The organism is Moraxella catarrhalis (genome assembly GCF_001632285.1).
GTDB classification, from domain to species: Bacteria; Pseudomonadota; Gammaproteobacteria; order Pseudomonadales; family Moraxellaceae; genus Moraxella; species Moraxella catarrhalis.
Genome location: NZ_LWAH01000013.1, coordinates 320,670 through 337,245, shown reverse-complemented (window position 1 = coordinate 337,245; position 16,576 = coordinate 320,670). Strand labels below are relative to the sequence as shown.

General features: G+C 41.0%; 13 protein-coding genes. 9 read left to right on the top strand and 4 right to left on the bottom strand.

Going from position 1 to position 16,576, the window contains the following annotated elements; all coding sequences use genetic code 11:
* Nucleotides 1-63: 63 nt before the first annotated feature.
* Both efp and lpxC read left to right on the top strand, forming a co-directional pair.
* Nucleotides 64-639 carry an elongation factor P gene (efp, locus tag A4U55_RS04660; protein WP_003659052.1) on the top strand — a complete coding sequence of 192 codons (576 nt, stop codon included), beginning with the start codon at nt 64-66 and terminating at the stop codon, nt 637-639.
* A gap of 276 nt (nt 640-915) precedes the next feature.
* Nucleotides 916-1,821, top strand: a complete 906-nt coding sequence (gene lpxC / locus A4U55_RS04655) for a UDP-3-O-acyl-N-acetylglucosamine deacetylase (RefSeq protein WP_003659054.1) — start codon at nt 916-918, stop codon at nt 1,819-1,821.
* A gap of 377 nt (nt 1,822-2,198) precedes the next feature.
* On the opposite strand, the gene A4U55_RS04650 is transcribed toward lpxC, so the two are convergent.
* Nucleotides 2,199-2,747 carry a hypothetical protein gene (locus A4U55_RS04650; protein ID WP_003659055.1) on the bottom strand — a complete coding sequence of 183 codons (549 nt, stop codon included), beginning with the start codon at nt 2,745-2,747 and terminating at the stop codon, nt 2,199-2,201.
* Between the two features lie 273 nt (nt 2,748-3,020).
* Here A4U55_RS04650 and A4U55_RS04645 point away from each other — a divergent pair, with 273 nt between their 5' ends.
* Entirely contained in the window at nt 3,021-3,698 is a 678-nt protein-coding gene (locus A4U55_RS04645; protein WP_003660818.1) for a CHAP domain-containing protein, read from the top strand.
* Nucleotides 3,699-3,788: 90 nt separating this feature from the next.
* On the opposite strand, the gene A4U55_RS04640 is transcribed toward A4U55_RS04645, so the two are convergent.
* Both A4U55_RS04640 and A4U55_RS04635 read right to left on the bottom strand, forming a co-directional pair.
* Entirely contained in the window at nt 3,789-4,445 is a 657-nt protein-coding gene (locus A4U55_RS04640; protein WP_003659059.1) for a DOMON domain-containing protein, read from the bottom strand.
* 8 nt (nt 4,446-4,453) lie between these two features.
* Nucleotides 4,454-4,771 carry a YhbY family RNA-binding protein gene (locus A4U55_RS04635; RefSeq protein ID WP_003659060.1) on the bottom strand — a complete coding sequence of 106 codons (318 nt, stop codon included), beginning with the start codon at nt 4,769-4,771 and terminating at the stop codon, nt 4,454-4,456.
* A 142-nt stretch (nt 4,772-4,913) separates the two neighbouring features.
* On the opposite strand from A4U55_RS04635, the gene A4U55_RS04630 reads away from it, so the two are divergent.
* From A4U55_RS04630 to A4U55_RS04620, 3 genes are all read left to right on the top strand, one after another.
* Nucleotides 4,914-5,546 carry an RlmE family RNA methyltransferase gene (locus tag A4U55_RS04630; protein ID WP_063454065.1) on the top strand — a complete coding sequence of 211 codons (633 nt, stop codon included), beginning with the start codon at nt 4,914-4,916 and terminating at the stop codon, nt 5,544-5,546.
* A 120-nt stretch (nt 5,547-5,666) separates the two neighbouring features.
* Nucleotides 5,667-7,562 carry an ATP-dependent zinc metalloprotease FtsH gene (gene ftsH / locus A4U55_RS04625; RefSeq protein WP_003665239.1) on the top strand — a complete coding sequence of 632 codons (1,896 nt, stop codon included), beginning with the start codon at nt 5,667-5,669 and terminating at the stop codon, nt 7,560-7,562.
* Between the two features lie 164 nt (nt 7,563-7,726).
* On the top strand, nt 7,727-8,503 hold the full coding sequence (locus A4U55_RS04620) for a lysophospholipid acyltransferase family protein (RefSeq protein ID WP_003659065.1): 777 nt from the start codon (nt 7,727-7,729) through the stop codon (nt 8,501-8,503).
* A gap of 51 nt (nt 8,504-8,554) precedes the next feature.
* On the opposite strand, the gene A4U55_RS04615 is transcribed toward A4U55_RS04620, so the two are convergent.
* Nucleotides 8,555-10,915: a penicillin-binding protein 1A gene (locus tag A4U55_RS04615; protein WP_003659066.1), complete on the bottom strand. Its 2,361-nt coding sequence runs from the start codon at nt 10,913-10,915 to the stop codon at nt 8,555-8,557.
* A gap of 364 nt (nt 10,916-11,279) precedes the next feature.
* Between A4U55_RS04615 and htpG the strand changes: the two genes are divergently transcribed.
* The 3 genes from htpG (at nt 11,280) to gdhA (ending at nt 16,540) form a co-directional block, all read left to right on the top strand.
* Nucleotides 11,280-13,214, top strand: a complete 1,935-nt coding sequence (gene htpG, locus A4U55_RS04610; RefSeq protein ID WP_063454064.1) for a molecular chaperone HtpG — start codon at nt 11,280-11,282, stop codon at nt 13,212-13,214.
* Nucleotides 13,215-13,374: 160 nt separating this feature from the next.
* Nucleotides 13,375-14,889, top strand: a complete 1,515-nt coding sequence (locus tag A4U55_RS04605) for a C13 family peptidase (protein WP_003659070.1) — start codon at nt 13,375-13,377, stop codon at nt 14,887-14,889.
* 310 nt (nt 14,890-15,199) lie between these two features.
* Complete coding sequence (gdhA, locus tag A4U55_RS04600) at nt 15,200-16,540, top strand: NADP-specific glutamate dehydrogenase (RefSeq protein ID WP_049156084.1); 1,341 nt, start codon at nt 15,200-15,202, stop codon at nt 16,538-16,540.
* The last annotated feature ends 36 nt before the right edge of the window (nt 16,541-16,576 follow it).

Below are 16,576 nucleotides of genomic sequence, written 5' to 3'. Positions count from 1 at the left end.
TTTTTAGATGATGATTTAAATTTTAACTGAGCGATGCTCTGATTGACAACTGGCAGGTAAATAATGGCAAGTTTTTCTACAAATGATTTTAAAGCAGGCTTGAAAGTGATGTTGGATGGGAATCCATGTTCCATCCTTGAAAATGAATATGTGAAACCAGGTAAAGGTCAAGCTTTTAACCGTGTTAAGTTGCGTAATCTACGCACAGGCAAAGTGCTTGAGCAGACTTTTAAGTCAGGCGATTCACTTGAAGGTGCTGATGTGGTGGATGTGGAAATGAACTATCTATACAACGATGGCGAATTTTGGCATTTTATGCACCCTGAGACTTTTGAGCAATTGCAAGCAGATAAAACCGCAATGGGTGATGCTGCACAGTGGCTAAAAGAAAATTCAAATGCGTTATGCACTTTGACGCTATTTAATGGTGCGCCGCTGTCGGTCACACCACCAAACTTTGTAGAGCTTGAAATCGTTGAAACTGACCCGGGTGTTCGTGGTGATACCTCAGGTGGTGGTGGTAAGCCTGCACGCCTTGAAACAGGTGCAACCGTGCGTGTCCCATTGTTTGTTCAGCAAAATGAAGTGGTGCGTGTAGATACGCGTACTGGCGAATATCAAACACGCGTAACCGCCTGATTGATCGCCATCTGATTAAGCAGTGTTCTTTTGAGCACTGCTTTTTTATTGAAACAGTCTTGAGATTTAAGCTTGGTACGCTTATTTTGTGCAACATACTTTGTGTAATATCATAAAAATTTAATATCGCTGACAAATCATCAGATAAACCAAACAGAATGATTGATAATCTACTTATGACAAGAGATGACAAAAAACCTGCATAATGTTAAACTACTATGACACATTTTGAAATAATTTTGTCGGTTTTGACTGAGAATTATAACGAGAATAATTATGACAAAACTCTACCAAAGAACGGTAGCCAAAGCAATCACAGCAACAGGTATCGGACTACATAGCGGCAAAAAAGTGACACTCACTTTGTCGCCTGCCAAGCCTAATACAGGTATCATATTTGAACGCACCGATATTGGTGCAACAGTTCCAATGGCAGCCGAGCTTGTACAAGATACCATGATGTCATCTAATTTGGTTTTGGGAGATGCTAGAATTGGTACGGTTGAGCATTTATTATCAGCCATTGCGGCTTATGGGCTTGATAATTTAATCATTCAAGTGGATGCAGCAGAGATTCCGATTATGGATGGTTCGGCGGCACCTTTTTTGTATCTGATTGATCAAGCAGGTATCACTGAGCAAGATGAACTCAAAAAATTCATTAAAATAATTTCACCGATTGAAGTAAATGATGGTGACAAATGGGCACGCCTTGAGCCTTATGATAAGGGCTTTTTGCTAGATTTTGAGATTGATTTTAATCATGCCGCCATCGCTGCTACTGAACAAACAACACAGCTTGATTTTAATACTGCAAATTTCGCCGCAGAAGTGGGGCAGGCGCGTACTTTTGGCTTTCTAAAAGACATAGAATATCTGCAAAAAAATAATTTGGCACTGGGCGGTAGCTTGGATAATGCTGTCGTACTTGATGAGAATTCTGTGGTCAATCAAGATGGCTTACGCTATCCCAATGAATTTGTCCGCCATAAAATGCTAGATGCTGTGGGTGATTTATTTGTGATTGGACACCCTTTACTTGCGAAGTTTTCTGCTTATAAATCAGGGCATGCACTGAATAATGCACTGATCCGAGAGGTATTAGTGGATAAAAGTTGCTATGAAATTGTAACATTTTATGACAAAAAATCTTGTCCAATTAATTATGTAGCTGCTGTTTAGCTAAAGTGTCATTGAGTAAGCAAAGGTCAGAATATTTTAATTATTTGGCAAGGTTTTTGTAAGGTAATAGACACAGTTTGGTTTTTTGTATCATATTGATGTTAACCTCACCCAACACCCAATCGTAAGTTACGGATTGGGTGTATTTTTGAGTTTATAAAAAACCAAACTCCTAAAAATACTTATTAAGATGGCAGATACATTGATGATTTTATAAGGATTGGTAACCAAAATTTTATTAAATAAAACCAGCTATCTACACAAAGTTAATGGATTTAATTTACAAAAAATTACAAAAATAGTTGGCTATTTGCGATTTAAAACCTAAGTTTATACAAAATTTTTTCAGATAAACTCTTTAAATTTAATTAATAAAATTATTTTTTAGAATCGGTATTTGTCCTTGCAAGTTGCGTCAAAGCTTGATTTAAGCGTTCATTTTGTGTGACAAATTGTGCGGTCTGTGTTATCATTTGTCTTGTGTTTTCGCTTAGGATCTTTTTTAAATTATTTGGGCGAGCGTCTGATTGCACCAATTTTGGCGAAGTTGTCTTTGATGAGACAATCAGCTTGATTGATTGTAACTGGCAAAAACGCTGATCATAAGTGCGTAAAGCTTGAATACAACTTTCCATCATATATCGTGCGTGATTGGCAGCGGTTGGCGAACTCATTGCTAGAGCAATCTCCACCGATGAGACATTAACCACTTGGCAGGCTGACAGTATCTCATTGGGCAATAAACCTGCCCATGCTTGACGAATTAGCTGTGTGTGGTGTTGCAGATGATGATACCGATGCAACAAATGTTTTGGAATAGCAGCACCAGCAGCCGCTTGTTTTTCGATACGGCTGGCAAGATGATTGGGTCGACGAATTTTAGTGACCAAGTCATTGATGGGAATGGTTTTTGTATAATCAGACATAGCTTACCTAAATAATAAAAAGATCTATGGACATGGTGTCCGCAGAGTAAGTGTATCACGCCTTTTGAGGAAATGGTAATCTCACCTTAATAAGATATCATTTTTCTAGCGTACTAAGGATGTATGCTGTGTGCCACAAGCTTTAATCAAAACCAATCAAATGTATGCCGATGAAGTGATGCAATGGGGCTAATCATCCACCAACTAACCCATGGGATGAACGCTGTCTGTGATAGTAATGCCAAGCAAGCTTTTGAAGTATGAGGAATCTAAATGAAACGAGTATTTTGGCTACTGTCAGCTGTCAGTCTGACCGTTGCACAATCAAGTGCGGCACAAAGTGCGTATTCAAATAGCTCTACCCAAACCTCTTATGTGGCCAGTATCCCAGACGATATTGACAGTGTCATTAATGATTTGATAGCAAACAGCCAAAATGCTCAAGCTCATGCTTATCATCAACCTACCAGCACAGCCACTATCCAAAACTTCAGCACCAATTTTCAATCACCAGTTTCTGCGGTTGAACGCTTGACGGCAAGCAGTGCTCCAAGTGTCGCTGCTGCTGTGGCATCTCGTGCTGCACTGGGTCGGTCGGTGGGGCGGTGTGCGTTATATGTGCGTAAAGCATTACAATCTGCAGGTTATGAATTTACACCGCAGCCTTCCGCTTATCAATATGCACATGGCACACTGGCAAGTGCAGGATTTACAAAATTGAATAATAGCAATTATGTACCACAAGTTGGTGATATTGCTGTATTTAATCGTACTGCAAAAAACCCACACGGTCACATTCAGATTTATGACGGCAGCCAATGGGTATCAGATTTCCGCCAGCCAAAATTTAGCCCATATAGCCAGCATAATGGCTACAGTGTATGGCGTGATGCTCGTTATAATGATGCTTCTGCAAATACAGGTATTATGCTTGCTCTAAACGAACAATAGTCTGTTTATTTTGGATATGACAAAAGCCCAGTTAAGTTAAACTGGGCTTAGTTTTTTATTTAAAATAATGTTAAATCATTAATCAATAGCTTACAACCAACATGAACGCTCATGAAAATTAGGCGGGTTGGTATGCTTAATGGCGTAATAAACCGCAACAGATGCTTTGTGGATGATTGGGTATAAAATGGCCGTTAAATTAAATTGACATTCACCAAGCTTAAGGGCTTGGTTGTGATGACGAATATGAAATGTTAAAACATAACCATCATCAAGTACAGCGATGTGTCGTATGGATAAAGTATGCTGAGTGTCTGCCAAAGGAGGCATCTGATTGGGCGTGCGATAGCCATCAAATCGGTAGATATTATAGCATCCATTGATGGCAAGATTTGTCTCAATATAGTGGCTTGAGTACTTTTGTGCCAAAAAACATTCAAAGCATTCAGACTGCCATAAATAATCAGCACGCTGCATTAAGACATTTTTGGTTTGCTTGTCAAAAATGTCTTGGGTGTAGGCAGTTTTTTCAACAAAAAATCCTACTTCAACAGCATCAGTGATTTGGGCGATATAGGCGTATATTTTAGGCGGTACTAATCGATTATCTGGTCTATTATCTAATCTGACAGTATCATCATAAGCGCTACTATCGGTGATGGCTGTTAGCTGATAAATAAAAAAATCATTTGGCAAAAACCGTTTGACTGTCGCCGCCATCGCCTGATGTAATGTTTTAAGACTCACCGAACCGTTTATAATCCAAATCGTGCTAAATTAGATAGCTTGGGATTGGGTTTGGCGTTGGTACGCAGAAGCAGCACCATGCGTCCGATATGGTGAATGACCTCAGACTCAGTAGCATCGGCAATGGCAGCTACATATGCTTTTCTGTCATCAGCTGTACCAGCAGGGATTTTGATTTTGATGAGTTCATGATCGGTTAATGCACGAGCGACTTCTTCGATGACGCTGGGAGTAACACCATTACCACCAATGGTGACAACTGGATTTAGATGATGGCCAATGCCTCGCAGGGCTTTAATGTCTTGTAATTTTGCGTTTTTATTCATAAGTATTCCAAAATTACCAATGATAAATGGTAGTGATGAATGAGTGAGAAATAATTACGCTATTATAGCAGAATTTCACCAAATTTGTTGTCAATAATGGTAAACTAGTCGATTGGATTATAAATGAATATGATTAATTTTTATGGCAACACGAATTAAAAATAAAAAATTGTCTAAATCTAGCCGTGCTTGGATGAAAGAGCATATTGATGACTTTTATGTGCAAAAAGCTCAAAAAGAAGGCTATCGAGCCCGAGCTGCTTATAAGCTTCTTGAAATTAACGAAAAAACAGGTCTGATTAAAAAAGGTATGACAGTTGTGGACTTAGGTTCAGCACCAGGCAGCTGGTCACAAGTGGCAGGTCAGCTTGTTGGTGATGCAGGCACACTGATTGCATCAGATATTTTGCCAATGGATACCCTTGAAAATGTCATTTTTATTCAAGGCGATTTTCGTGAAGAAGCCGTTTTTAACCAAATTACGAACGAAGTTGGTGGGCGTGCTGTGGATGTGGTATTATCGGATATGGCACCAAATACCTCTGGCATGGCTGCGGTGGATCAGCCTCGTATGATGTATTTGTGCGAACTTGCGGTGGATTTTGCGTTGAAAGTGTTGCCAGTAGGGGGTGCATTAATTATGAAGGTGTTTCAAGGCGAAGGCTCTCAAGAGCTGCGTGCTCAGATGCAAAAGCAATTTAGCAAAATTAAAAGCATTAAGCCTGCCGCCTCTCGCCCACGCTCAAAAGAGATGTTTTGGGTGGCAATTAAATAAATCAATCATAGAGTTTACTTGAAATAGATAAATTCATCAATATATTATATACAATTAATCAGCATTGGGTGGATTAATCCCCAATATCCATAAGCTAAGGATGAGAAAAGTTTGAGCGACATGGTGAAGAATACCTTATTGTGGCTGGCGATCATCGGTATCGTGGTTGTGATTTTTAGCAATCTTGATAGCGGTAAAGCTGATGCCGATATGATGAATTATTCGGCATTTGTGACCGCAGTGTCACAAGGCGAAATTAAAGATGTAAAAATCAGTGGCGAAGAGATTACTGGCACTAAAGTCAATGGTTCTGAATTTGAGACAGTACGCCCTGAAATTACTGACAATGAATTGATGCCACTACTGCGTGAGCATAATGTTGAAGTTCAAGGTACACTACCTGAACGCCAAGGCATTGGCATGCAGCTTCTGATGGCAGCATTCCCAATTCTCTTAATTGTCGGTTTGTTTTGGCTTATCATGCGAGGCATGAGCGGCGGCGGTGCTGGTGGCGGCATGGGTGGTCGTAACCCAATGAGTTTTGGTAAATCCAAAGCCAAAATGCTGTCAGAAGATCAAGTCAAGGTGACTTTTGCTGATGTGGCTGGCGTTGAAGAATCCAAGCAGGAAGTTGCCGAGATTGTTGATTTCTTAAGAGATCCAAGCAAATTTACTAAGTTGGGTGCAACCATTCCTCGTGGTGTTTTAATGGTTGGCCCTCCAGGGACGGGTAAAACTTTGCTAGCCAAGGCAATCGCAGGTGAAGCCAAAGTACCGTTTTTTAGTATCTCAGGTTCAGACTTCGTTGAGATGTTTGTTGGGGTGGGTGCAAGCCGTGTGCGTGATATGTTTGAACAAGCCAAAAAAAATGCACCTTGCATCATCTTTATTGATGAGATTGATGCTGTGGGTCGTCATCGTGGTTCAGGCATGGGCGGTGGTCATGATGAGCGTGAACAAACCCTAAACCAACTGCTGGTTGAGATGGATGGCTTTGAAGGTAATGATGGCGTCATTGTCATTGCTGCTACAAACCGTGTCGATGTTTTAGATAAGGCGTTGCTACGCCCTGGTCGTTTTGACCGTCAAGTCTCAGTTGGCTTGCCTGACATCAAAGGCCGTGAGCAAATTTTGATGGTGCATTTAAAAAAATTACCTGCGACCATCGGCGTGGATATCAATGCTTTGGCACGAGGTACGCCTGGATTTAGCGGTGCTCAGCTTGCCAATTTAGTCAATGAAGCCGCCTTATTTGCTGCCCGCCGAAATAAAGACAGCGTTGATATGCATGACTTTGAGGATGCCAAAGATAAGCTGTTTATGGGACCTGAACGCAAATCGATGGTACTTCGTGAAGAAGAACGCCGTGCAACAGCGTACCATGAAGCAGGGCATGCATTGGTGGCAGAGCTGTTACCTGGTACGGACCCTGTACATAAAGTTACCATCATGCCTCGTGGTTGGGCTTTGGGTGTGACTTGGCAATTGCCTGAACAAGATGCGATCAGCAATTATAAAGATAAAATGCTTAATGAAATCTCCATTTTGTTTGGTGGGCGTATCGCCGAAGAAATCTTTGTAAACCGCAAATCAACTGGCGCATCTAATGACTTTGAGCGCGCTACCAAGCTTGCCCGTGCCATGGTAACTCGCTACGGCATGTCAGATGAGTTGGGGGTGATGGTCTATGAAGCAGAAGAGCATGGCGGTTATTTTGGCGGCAGCACCCGCACAATCTCAGAGGCAACACAGCAAAAAGTTGATGACGAAATTCGTCATATCTTGGAAGCTCAGTATGGTGTTGCTTATCAGCTCATTGATGAAAATCATGACAAAATGCATGCCATGGTTGAAGCACTTATGAAGTGGGAAACCATCGATCGTGAGCAGCTATTACAAATTATGGCAGGTGAGACACCTCGTGAACCCAAGAACTATCAGCACATCGTGCAGACACCTGTGGCAGCCGAAGAACCTGCCGATGACGATGCTTTACCGCCGCCATTGCCAGTGTGATAGCCTGATTAAAATCATGAGCAAAATCTCCAAAGTATCTGCTTTGGAGATTTTTTATACACATTTTTTATTTTGAACTTAGTTTATAAATGTTCACCAAAGTACTTGATTTTTTTTGCGTTTGGGTTTAGTCTGTATGGCAAAGAAATGCATTGAGTTTATTTATGTCAAATTTCATTAGCAATCAATATTATCGTACTAAAGCAGCATTTGGATTGACAAATACTTTATTAAATGGTTTTCAGATGCTTTATGAATCAAAGGCATATCGCTCTGATGTACCACGCAATCGATTGATGCCCTATGTACAAAAATTTTGCCAAAAAATGGCAAATTCATTTGGTGTAACTGTGATTCAAATTGAGCCAGTTCCACAAAGGCACGGGCTTTGGGTCAGTAATCATGTCTCTTGGCTTGATATTCCTGTGGTGGGCAGTGTTGCACCTGTCTTTTTCTTGTCTAAGGCTGAAATTGGTAAATGGCCAATTTTTGGACGCTTGGCAAAAGCAGGTGGCACGCTTTTTATTCAGCGAGGCTCAGGAGATGTGGGTTCGGTGAGTGATCAGATTGCAGAGTTTTTGAGTGAGGGGTCATCGGTCATTTTTTTCCCTGAGGCGACAACGACAGATGGTAAGCAGATTAAGAAAATTTATGGTAAATTATTAAAAGCTGCTATTGATACCAACTTACCAATCTGCCCAATGGTAATTGCATATGTGGATAAAGAAGGTGGGCTGTCCGATAAAGCTGCTTATTATGGCAAACGGACTATGGTGCAAAGTTTAAAATCAGTGGCAGATGCTCGAGGGATTACAGCGTATGTATTACCCCTTGAGCCGATTTATCCTGAAGGTCGAGATCACCGTGAATTAACTGAGGTTTTGCAAGCAGTGATGCAAAAAGGCCTAACAGACTTGCATGGGCGCGTACTAGCAGCCTAAAACTAATTATAAAAAAACAACCCTGATAATGGTCATCAGGGTTGTTTTTTATTAATCTTTCAAATCAATAACTTGTTGGGTCGCTTTGACGGCTTTTGACCGATCTTCTTGACTGATCCATTGCGAAGGCGTGTTGCGAAGTTCATGGCTCATAAAATTCACCCAAATTGGTAATGCAGCCACGCCACCGTACTCACTATTTCCTAAAGTTGATGGCGTATCAAAACCCACCCAAACCACAGCCACATTAGTAGGATGAAAGCCTGCAAACCAAGCATCCTTGGCAAGGTTAGTGGTACCAGTCTTACCACCAACATCACTACGACCCAAAGCACGAGCTCTGCGACCCGTACCGCTAGTAATAACCTCTCGCATCATATTGGAGATGTCATAAGCCGTTTGGTGGGAAAGCACGCGGGGTGCTTGAGTGGCAGCGACATATTGTGGAGCGCTTCTTGGTTGTAGCCTATCGCCAGCTGGTGCGCTAGGCGTGTCTGTAGAAATCTCTGATTTATTGGCTTCAAATAATTCAAGCAATTTGGCATTAGTTGCCGAAAGATTTTCATTAAAGCAAAGTGCACAGGCTTGCTGTGGGTTGGCTTGATAGATGGTTTCATTGTCAAAATTATAGATTCTTTCGATAAAATAAGGCTGGATGCGATGACCGCCATTAATGATGGTAGCAAAACCAGTTGCCATTTGTAAAGGTGTAGCGTCAGCAGCACCCAATGCCAATGCCAATGTAGACGGCATGCGTTCTATCTCAAGTCCACCCATGGCATTCATTAGGTGGCGAGATTCATCAACACCTGCTGAACGCAGCAGGCGAATGGCTGGGGTATTGCGTGATAAAGTAAGTGCACGGCGTAGTGTCATATCGCCTGTGTAGCGTCCATCGGCATTTTTTGGTTGCCACCTACCAACACGAATGGCAGCATCAGAGATTAAGCTATCTGGCGTATATTGACCAGACTCAAGTGCTGCAGCAAAAATAAAAGGCTTAATGATCGATCCTGGTTGGCGATAGCCTTGGATAGCACGATTAAATTTGCTGTGATTAAAATGAAAACCACCAACAACGGCACGCAAAGCACCATTTTCAGGGTCTAAAGAGACCAATGCACCTTGAACTTTGGGAATAGATTCCATACGCCAAGCTGTTTTTGCTTCATTGATCGGAGAGATTCGCACAATATTACCAACCTTGACCATCTGATGAGCATTACTGTAGCCACCACCGACACGGTTAGCATCATAGTAGCGACGCGCCCAATTCATACCTGACCAACCGATGGTTACGGTTTCTCCAGATTGAAGCTTAGCTTCAAAGCTTTGGTTATGAACCTTAGTAACTTTGGCAGGATAAATATGATCAAAATTTTTACGACCTTCAAGCGACCCTGATTCTGCTTCAACACCTCGCCAACCATGACGACGGTCATAATCACGCAAACCCCCCACTAAGGCAGCATTGGCCGCAAGTTGTGAGCTACTATTGATTGTGGTTTGAACACGCCAACCTGAATCCATCACCGCCTCGCCATAGCGGTCAACCAAAGTGGAGCGTACCATCTCTGCAACATAAGGCATATTTAGATCAAGTTTTTCTTGATAGATATTTAGCCCCATTGGTTCAGCAATGGCGGCATCTTTTTCAGAAGCGGTAATAAAGCCTTCTTGGTGCATGCGTCCGATAATCCAGTTGCGTCGCTCCATAGCCCGTTCAGGATTAACGACAGGATTGTAGGCCGAAGGGGCTTTTGGTAAGCCTGCGATCATCGCCATTTGGGCAATGGTCAAGCTTTCTAGATTTTTGGAATAATAGCGGCGTGCTGCAGCTTGAATACCATAAGTGCCTTCACCTAAATAAATTTTATTAACATATAGTGTTAAAATTTCATTTTTTGTGAGTTCATTTTCAATTTTGCGGGCGATAAAAAGTTCGGTCAGCTTACGATTAATGGTACGCTCAGGGCTTAAAAAATAGTTTTTTGCCACTTGCATGGTAATGGTTGAACCACCAGTTTGAGCGTCATTATCACTGATAACTTCGGTCAATGCTCGTCCCATGCCTTTGACACTGATGCCACTGTGTTCAAAAAAAGTATCGTCTTCTGCCGCCAAAAATGCCTGAATCATACGCTCAGGAATTTCGTCAAAGGTGACAGGCAAAGAGTAGCGATTACCATATTGTCCGATCAGTTTGTTGTCGGCAGTATAAATCTGTAGCGGCATCTCAAAGCGGGAATTGTCCAAATTTTTGACATCAGGCAAAGTTGGCTCAAGATACATGACCATGCCATAAAACCCAATGGGAAATGCTAAAATTAAGATTGCAAATAATGCCAATACGCCCAAAATAACTTTTGATAAAATGGCGATGAATGACGCAGAAAAAGTGTTTTTAGACATAAATTCTTTTGCTTGCTATAGACCTAATTTCTTATTTTACTAGGTTGTAGATAGAATAGCTAGTTTTTATTAGTAATTTCGTGTGGTGATGGTTTTTTGTATGTTTAGTAACTGTGATTATTTTATGATGTTATGCTTAATGAATATAGATTCTATGGCTAAACAAAACCACCATTGATTTTATTTGAAAGTTTTAAGCAATAAAATTCATCTATCATTTGGGTAATAAAATATGATGATAAATCAATATTTTATCTAACATTTGCTTGAAAAAATATTCATCATCCCTATCTTGATAAGCGAAAACGAAATCAAGTATTTGATCAAATACTCATTACAATTGTTATGTTATAGGAAGAAAATTATGACCAATCCTACCGCTCATCATTTTGAAGCTGAAGTGTCACAGCTATTGCATTTGGTGACACATTCACTGTACTCAAATGCTGATATTTTTGTGCGAGAACTGGTGTCAAATGCCTCTGATGCTTGTGATAAGCTGAGATTTTTGGCAACCTCTGATGATGGCTTGTATGAAAATGATGGCGAGCTTGCGATTCGTATCGACATTGATAATACTGCCAAAACCATTACCTTTAGCGATAATGGCATCGGTATGAACGAAGAGGATGCCATTGAGCATTTGGGTACGATTGCAAAATCTGGCACTAAGGCATTTTTGGATAAATTGGCTGATAGCGATAAAAAAGATGGTCATCTGATTGGACAGTTTGGCGTCGGTTTTTATTCAGGATTTATTGTTGCTGATAAGATTGTTGTAGAAAGCCGTAAAGCAGGCGAATCTGCTGATAAAGGCGTGCGTTGGGTGTCTGATGGTACGGGGCAATTTACCACCGAGAGCATTCATAAACCCAATCGTGGAACATCAATTACGCTATATCTTAAAGATGAGTATGCTGGCGGCGGCGAGAGTGAGACAAATTATTTAAACGACCAGCACATAAAATCACTGGTAAATAAATACTCTGACCATATCAGCCTGCCGATTCAAATGCATAAGCAAATTTGGCAAGATGAGCTGGGTGAAGATGGTGAACCGACAGGCAAAGGTGAATACATTACTACCGATGACTATGAAACAGTCAACCAAGCCAATGCGTTGTGGACAAAAAGCCCAAGCGATATTAGCGACGATGAGTATCATGAATTTTATAAAAACTTAAGCTATGATTATGCCAAGCCCCTAGCCTATACGCATAATCGTGTTGAAGGACGAGTGCAATACACGCAGCTTTTATTTATTCCAAGTAAAGCACCCATGGACTTGTACGCTCGTGAACAGCAACATGGGCTAAAATTGTATGTCAAACGAGTATTTATCATGGAAGATGCTGAGCAGTTATTACCCATGTATTTACGCTTTGTCAAAGGGGTGATTGATACTGCTGATTTGCCACTTAATGTCAGTCGTGAAATCTTGCAAGAATCACGAGATGTTAAGGCAATTCGTGAGGGTAATGCTCGCCGTGTATTGACGCTACTATCAAGTCTTGCCAACTCTGAAGATGCTGATAAGCAACAAAAATTTGCCGATTTTTATCAAGAATTTGGCGATGTACTCAAAGAAGGTTTGGGTGAAGATCAGACCAATCAAGAACGCATTGCCAAGCTATTGCGTTATGCAACCAGTACCGATGATAAGATTGCAACAGGTTTTGGTGATTATAAAGCCCGCATGAAAGATGGTCAAAAAGCCATTTATTATCTCACCGCAGATAACTTGGCGGCCGCCAAAAACAGTCCACAGCTTGAATTATTCAAGAAAAAAGGCATTGAAGTTATCTTAATGACTGCTCGTGTGGATGAGTGGGCAATGAACTTTTTACATGAATTTGATGGTACGCCATTGCAAAATATTGCCAAAGGTGCTGTTGACTTGGGTGAATTTACCGATGAAAATGAAAAGCAGGAAGCCAAGCAGGCTGAAGAAAAAATGCAGCCTGTGGTTGAAAAATTAAAAACAACATTGGGCAAGCGTACTAAAGATGTGCGTGTCTCAAGCCGTCTGGTAGATAGCCCAGCCTGTTTGGTTGTTGGTGAAGGTGAGCTTACGCCACAGATGGCACAGATGCTCAAAGCCATGGGGCAAAGTGTACCAGAGATTAAACCTGTGCTTGAGATTAACCCAAACCATCCTTTGATTGATAAACTGCAAAATAGCCATGATTTTGATGACTTGGCACAAGTCATTTTTGATCAAGCTTTATTGGCAGATGGTGGTCAGCTTGATGACCCAGCAGGCTATCTAAAGCGTGTTAATAAGCTTTTGATGGGCTAATTTTTGCCATATTAAAACCGCCAATGATAACTGTTGATTCATGGCGGTTTTTTTTATCTACTGATTTTGGGTGTATATGATTAAACGGATTAAAAAATGATATTGTATTAATAGCTATCTGTTAAATTGTGAAAGTATTTAAAGCGTTAAAGCATTTTGGATGCTTGATGTAAAATTATGCTTTGAGTTATTTTGCAATATGTTACAATGGTCAAACTTTTTGAACCTAACTTTCGAGCATTCAATGGGTTTTTTGTCAAATTTCTTCTCAAATCTGGGTGCGTCTTTATGGATGCTTGTCGGTAGTGAGCGTGCTTTTAGGCTTACGAAGCCGACTTTTGCTCAAGCAGTCGCTTTTATGGTGGTCGCATTATCAGCAAATATTTTATTTGCTTGGCTTGCTGCACCCAATGACAGTTATTTTAATGAGCAAGGATTAATCAGCTATTTGGTTTGGCCAACCATCATTGTTGCTGCAGGTATCATCATTGCACAGCGGTCATTAAATTACGCCTTGTTATTTGTACCAGCAATATTATGGCTGGCGGCAGATACTTTGCTTGTTTTATTTCAAAGTGGCATACAATTTCTTGAAAATGAAAGCCTATTGCCGTTTTGGCTTCATAGCATTTTGCCCACATTGTTTTTATTATTATTTGTATGGCAGACAGCGGCATTATTACTGATTTTTGCTAAGCGTTTTAATTGGCCTTGGTATGAAACCGTCTTGATGTTGATTGCAAGCATTGTCTTATTGGTTGTTTGGCAAAAAAACACCATCAATCAGCCTATTTTCAAGATGGATGAGGTTTTGGTGGAGTTGGATGAGTTGGTATTTTATGAGCAAGCAGCACAACTGCCCAAGCAGTTGCAAGCGATGAAGGCAGGTCGCAAGGGTCGGCATGAATGGTATTTTTTGGGGGCAGCCAGCTACAGCGAGCAAGATGTCTTTGCCAGTGAGATCATTCAAGCACGCCAACTATTTGATGTCAAATTTGATACGGCAGGGCGTTCGATTGCTTTGATTAACAACCCAAGCACTTGGGGCGAGTACCCCATTGCCACACGCGCCAGCATTGAGCGAAGCCTTGAGCATATCGGCGGACTGATGAACCCTGATGAAGATGCTTTATTTTTGGTATTAAGCTCACACGGGTCGGTCGATGAACATGGTGAGCCGATTGGTGAATTGGCGGTAACAAATCCCCCGATGAATTTGCGTCAGATTGACCCATTTTGGTTAAAATCCGCTTTGGATAAATCAGGCATTCGTTGGCGTGTCATTGTTGTTTCGGCGTGCTATTCAGGCACTTTTATCAATGCGTTAAAAGATCCTTATACGATGATTATCACAGCGTCTAAGGCGGATAAAGCTTCTTTTGGCTGTACTGATGATGCGGATATGACTTATTTTGGTCGAGCATTTTTTAATGAAAGTCTGCCACGCTCAGATGGGGTAATGACAGCTTTTTATGATGCCCTGCCCAAGATTAAAGAGCGTGAGATTTTGATGGGTTTTGAACCTTCAGAGCCTCAGTTGGTTATTGGTGAAGCCATGCAGCTTGCCCTACCTGAGCTGCAAAAGGCGTTATTTCATCATCAGGACAATCCAAATATCAGCATTCCTTATGGATTGATTGATAAAGTGACGGATACCAAGTCTGTCTTGAATTAATAGTAAATGGGCTATTGTCATGATATCTTAACAACCGCTGTTACACCAAAGTAAGCAGCGGTTTTTTGTGGCATAAAAGTTCATATAAATACGATATTTTAACGGTTATTTTTATTTAAAATGGTGGGTATTTCTCTAAAAATCACTTGTAATCTGCCCAAAATTTCTGTATATTACATTTGCTTATAGTATCATAATTTTTTATGATTTATAATTGATAAAGTGTATTTTACTTATCAATAAAAGCCAAAAACTGTTCGTCAAATCACATTGGCGAACCTTGCTTCCATTAATCTAAGGGATTTATCACATGAGTATCCAATCTGTTGTTAAAAAAATAGAAAAAAATTACGCCCATCAACCCGAATTCATCCAAGCGGTTCAAGAAGTCGCTATGACGATTGAAGAAGCTTATGAGAATAATCCTAAGTTTGCAGAGTTAAAGGTGTTTGAGCGTCTTTGTGAGCCAGACCGCATTATAAGCTTTCGTGTGAATTGGGAAAATGACCAAGGCAAGGTTGAGATCAATCGTGGCTGGCGTGTGCAGTTTAGTAACGCCATTGGGCCTTATAAAGGCGGTTTGCGTTTTCACCCAACCGTAAACGAAAGCGTGCTAAAATTTTTAGGATTTGAGCAGATTTTTAAAAATGCTTTGACAGGCTTACCAATGGGCGGTGGCAAAGGCGGTTCTGACTTTGACCCTAAGGGTAAATCAGATGCTGAAATTCGCCGTTTTTGCTATGCTTTTATGCGTGAATTGCACAAAAACATCGGCAAAGATATGGATGTGCCAGCAGGTGATATCGGTGTTGGCAGCCGTGAGGTAAACTATATGTTTGCGATGTATAAAAATCTGACGCGTAAACATGAAGGTGTGTTGACAGGTAAGGGCGTAGGTTTTGGCGGTAGCTTGATTCGTAATGAAGCAACAGGCTATGGCTTGGTGTATTTTTTGGATAATATGCTCAAAGCCAATGACGATACCTTAGAGGGTAAAACTGTTTTGGTTTCAGGTGCGGGTAATGTTGCCCAACATGCTGCCGAAAAAGCCTTGCATCTTGGCGGTAAAGTCATCACTTTTTCTGACTCTCAAGGCACGCTACATGACGATGAAGGTTTTACTCAAGAAAAAATTGACTGGGTGAAAGCTCAAAAAGATGCACGCAAACCGTTAAGTGATTATGTCGAAAAATTTGGTGGTGAATGGTTGCCAGATACAAAACCTTGGCAGTTTGCTGCTGATATCGCATTGCCATGTGCTACGCAAAATGAAGTCTGTGAACAAGAGGCTAAGCAGCTGGTCGAAAGTGGTGTCAAATATGTTGTAGAAGGGGCGAATATGCCATTAGATGCCCAAGCGATCGATATCGTACGCAGTTATGGCATCACTTATGCACCAGGCAAAGCAGCTAATGCTGGCGGTGTGGCTGTTTCGGGCCTTGAGATGAGCCAAAACTCTGTACGCCAATATAAAAGTTTCTCAGAGTTGGATGAAAAACTACAAGGCATCATGAAAAATATCCATGATGATTTATTGTCTGCAGCAAAAGAGTACGGTAAAACCAAAGATGTGGTTGATTATATGACAGGTGCTAATGTGGCAGGCTTTTTAAAAGTTGCCAATGCGTTAGTCGCTTATGGCATTTTGTGATTGATTATTTTATCATCGATTGTTTTATCATCGCTG

What these genes read in the sequence shown, in the direction of transcription:
- gdhA (WP_049156084.1), top strand. Translation starts at nt 15,200, where the DNA reads ATGAGTATCCAATCTGTTGTTAAAAAAATAGAAAAAAATTACGCCCAT.
- A4U55_RS04635 (WP_003659060.1), bottom strand. Translation starts at nt 4,771, where the DNA reads ATGAATAAAAACGCAAAATTACAAGACATTAAAGCCCTGCGAGGCATT.
- efp (WP_003659052.1), top strand. Translation starts at nt 64, where the DNA reads ATGGCAAGTTTTTCTACAAATGATTTTAAAGCAGGCTTGAAAGTGATG.
- A4U55_RS04650 (WP_003659055.1), bottom strand. Translation starts at nt 2,747, where the DNA reads ATGTCTGATTATACAAAAACCATTCCCATCAATGACTTGGTCACTAAA.
- A4U55_RS04605 (WP_003659070.1), top strand. Translation starts at nt 13,375, where the DNA reads ATGCTTGATGTAAAATTATGCTTTGAGTTATTTTGCAATATGTTACAA.
- htpG (WP_063454064.1), top strand. Translation starts at nt 11,280, where the DNA reads ATGACCAATCCTACCGCTCATCATTTTGAAGCTGAAGTGTCACAGCTA.
- A4U55_RS04615 (WP_003659066.1), bottom strand. Translation starts at nt 10,915, where the DNA reads ATGTCTAAAAACACTTTTTCTGCGTCATTCATCGCCATTTTATCAAAA.
- A4U55_RS04645 (WP_003660818.1), top strand. Translation starts at nt 3,021, where the DNA reads ATGAAACGAGTATTTTGGCTACTGTCAGCTGTCAGTCTGACCGTTGCA.
- A4U55_RS04630 (WP_063454065.1), top strand. Translation starts at nt 4,914, where the DNA reads ATGGCAACACGAATTAAAAATAAAAAATTGTCTAAATCTAGCCGTGCT.
- lpxC (WP_003659054.1), top strand. Translation starts at nt 916, where the DNA reads ATGACAAAACTCTACCAAAGAACGGTAGCCAAAGCAATCACAGCAACA.
- A4U55_RS04620 (WP_003659065.1), top strand. Translation starts at nt 7,727, where the DNA reads ATGTCAAATTTCATTAGCAATCAATATTATCGTACTAAAGCAGCATTT.
- ftsH (WP_003665239.1), top strand. Translation starts at nt 5,667, where the DNA reads ATGGTGAAGAATACCTTATTGTGGCTGGCGATCATCGGTATCGTGGTT.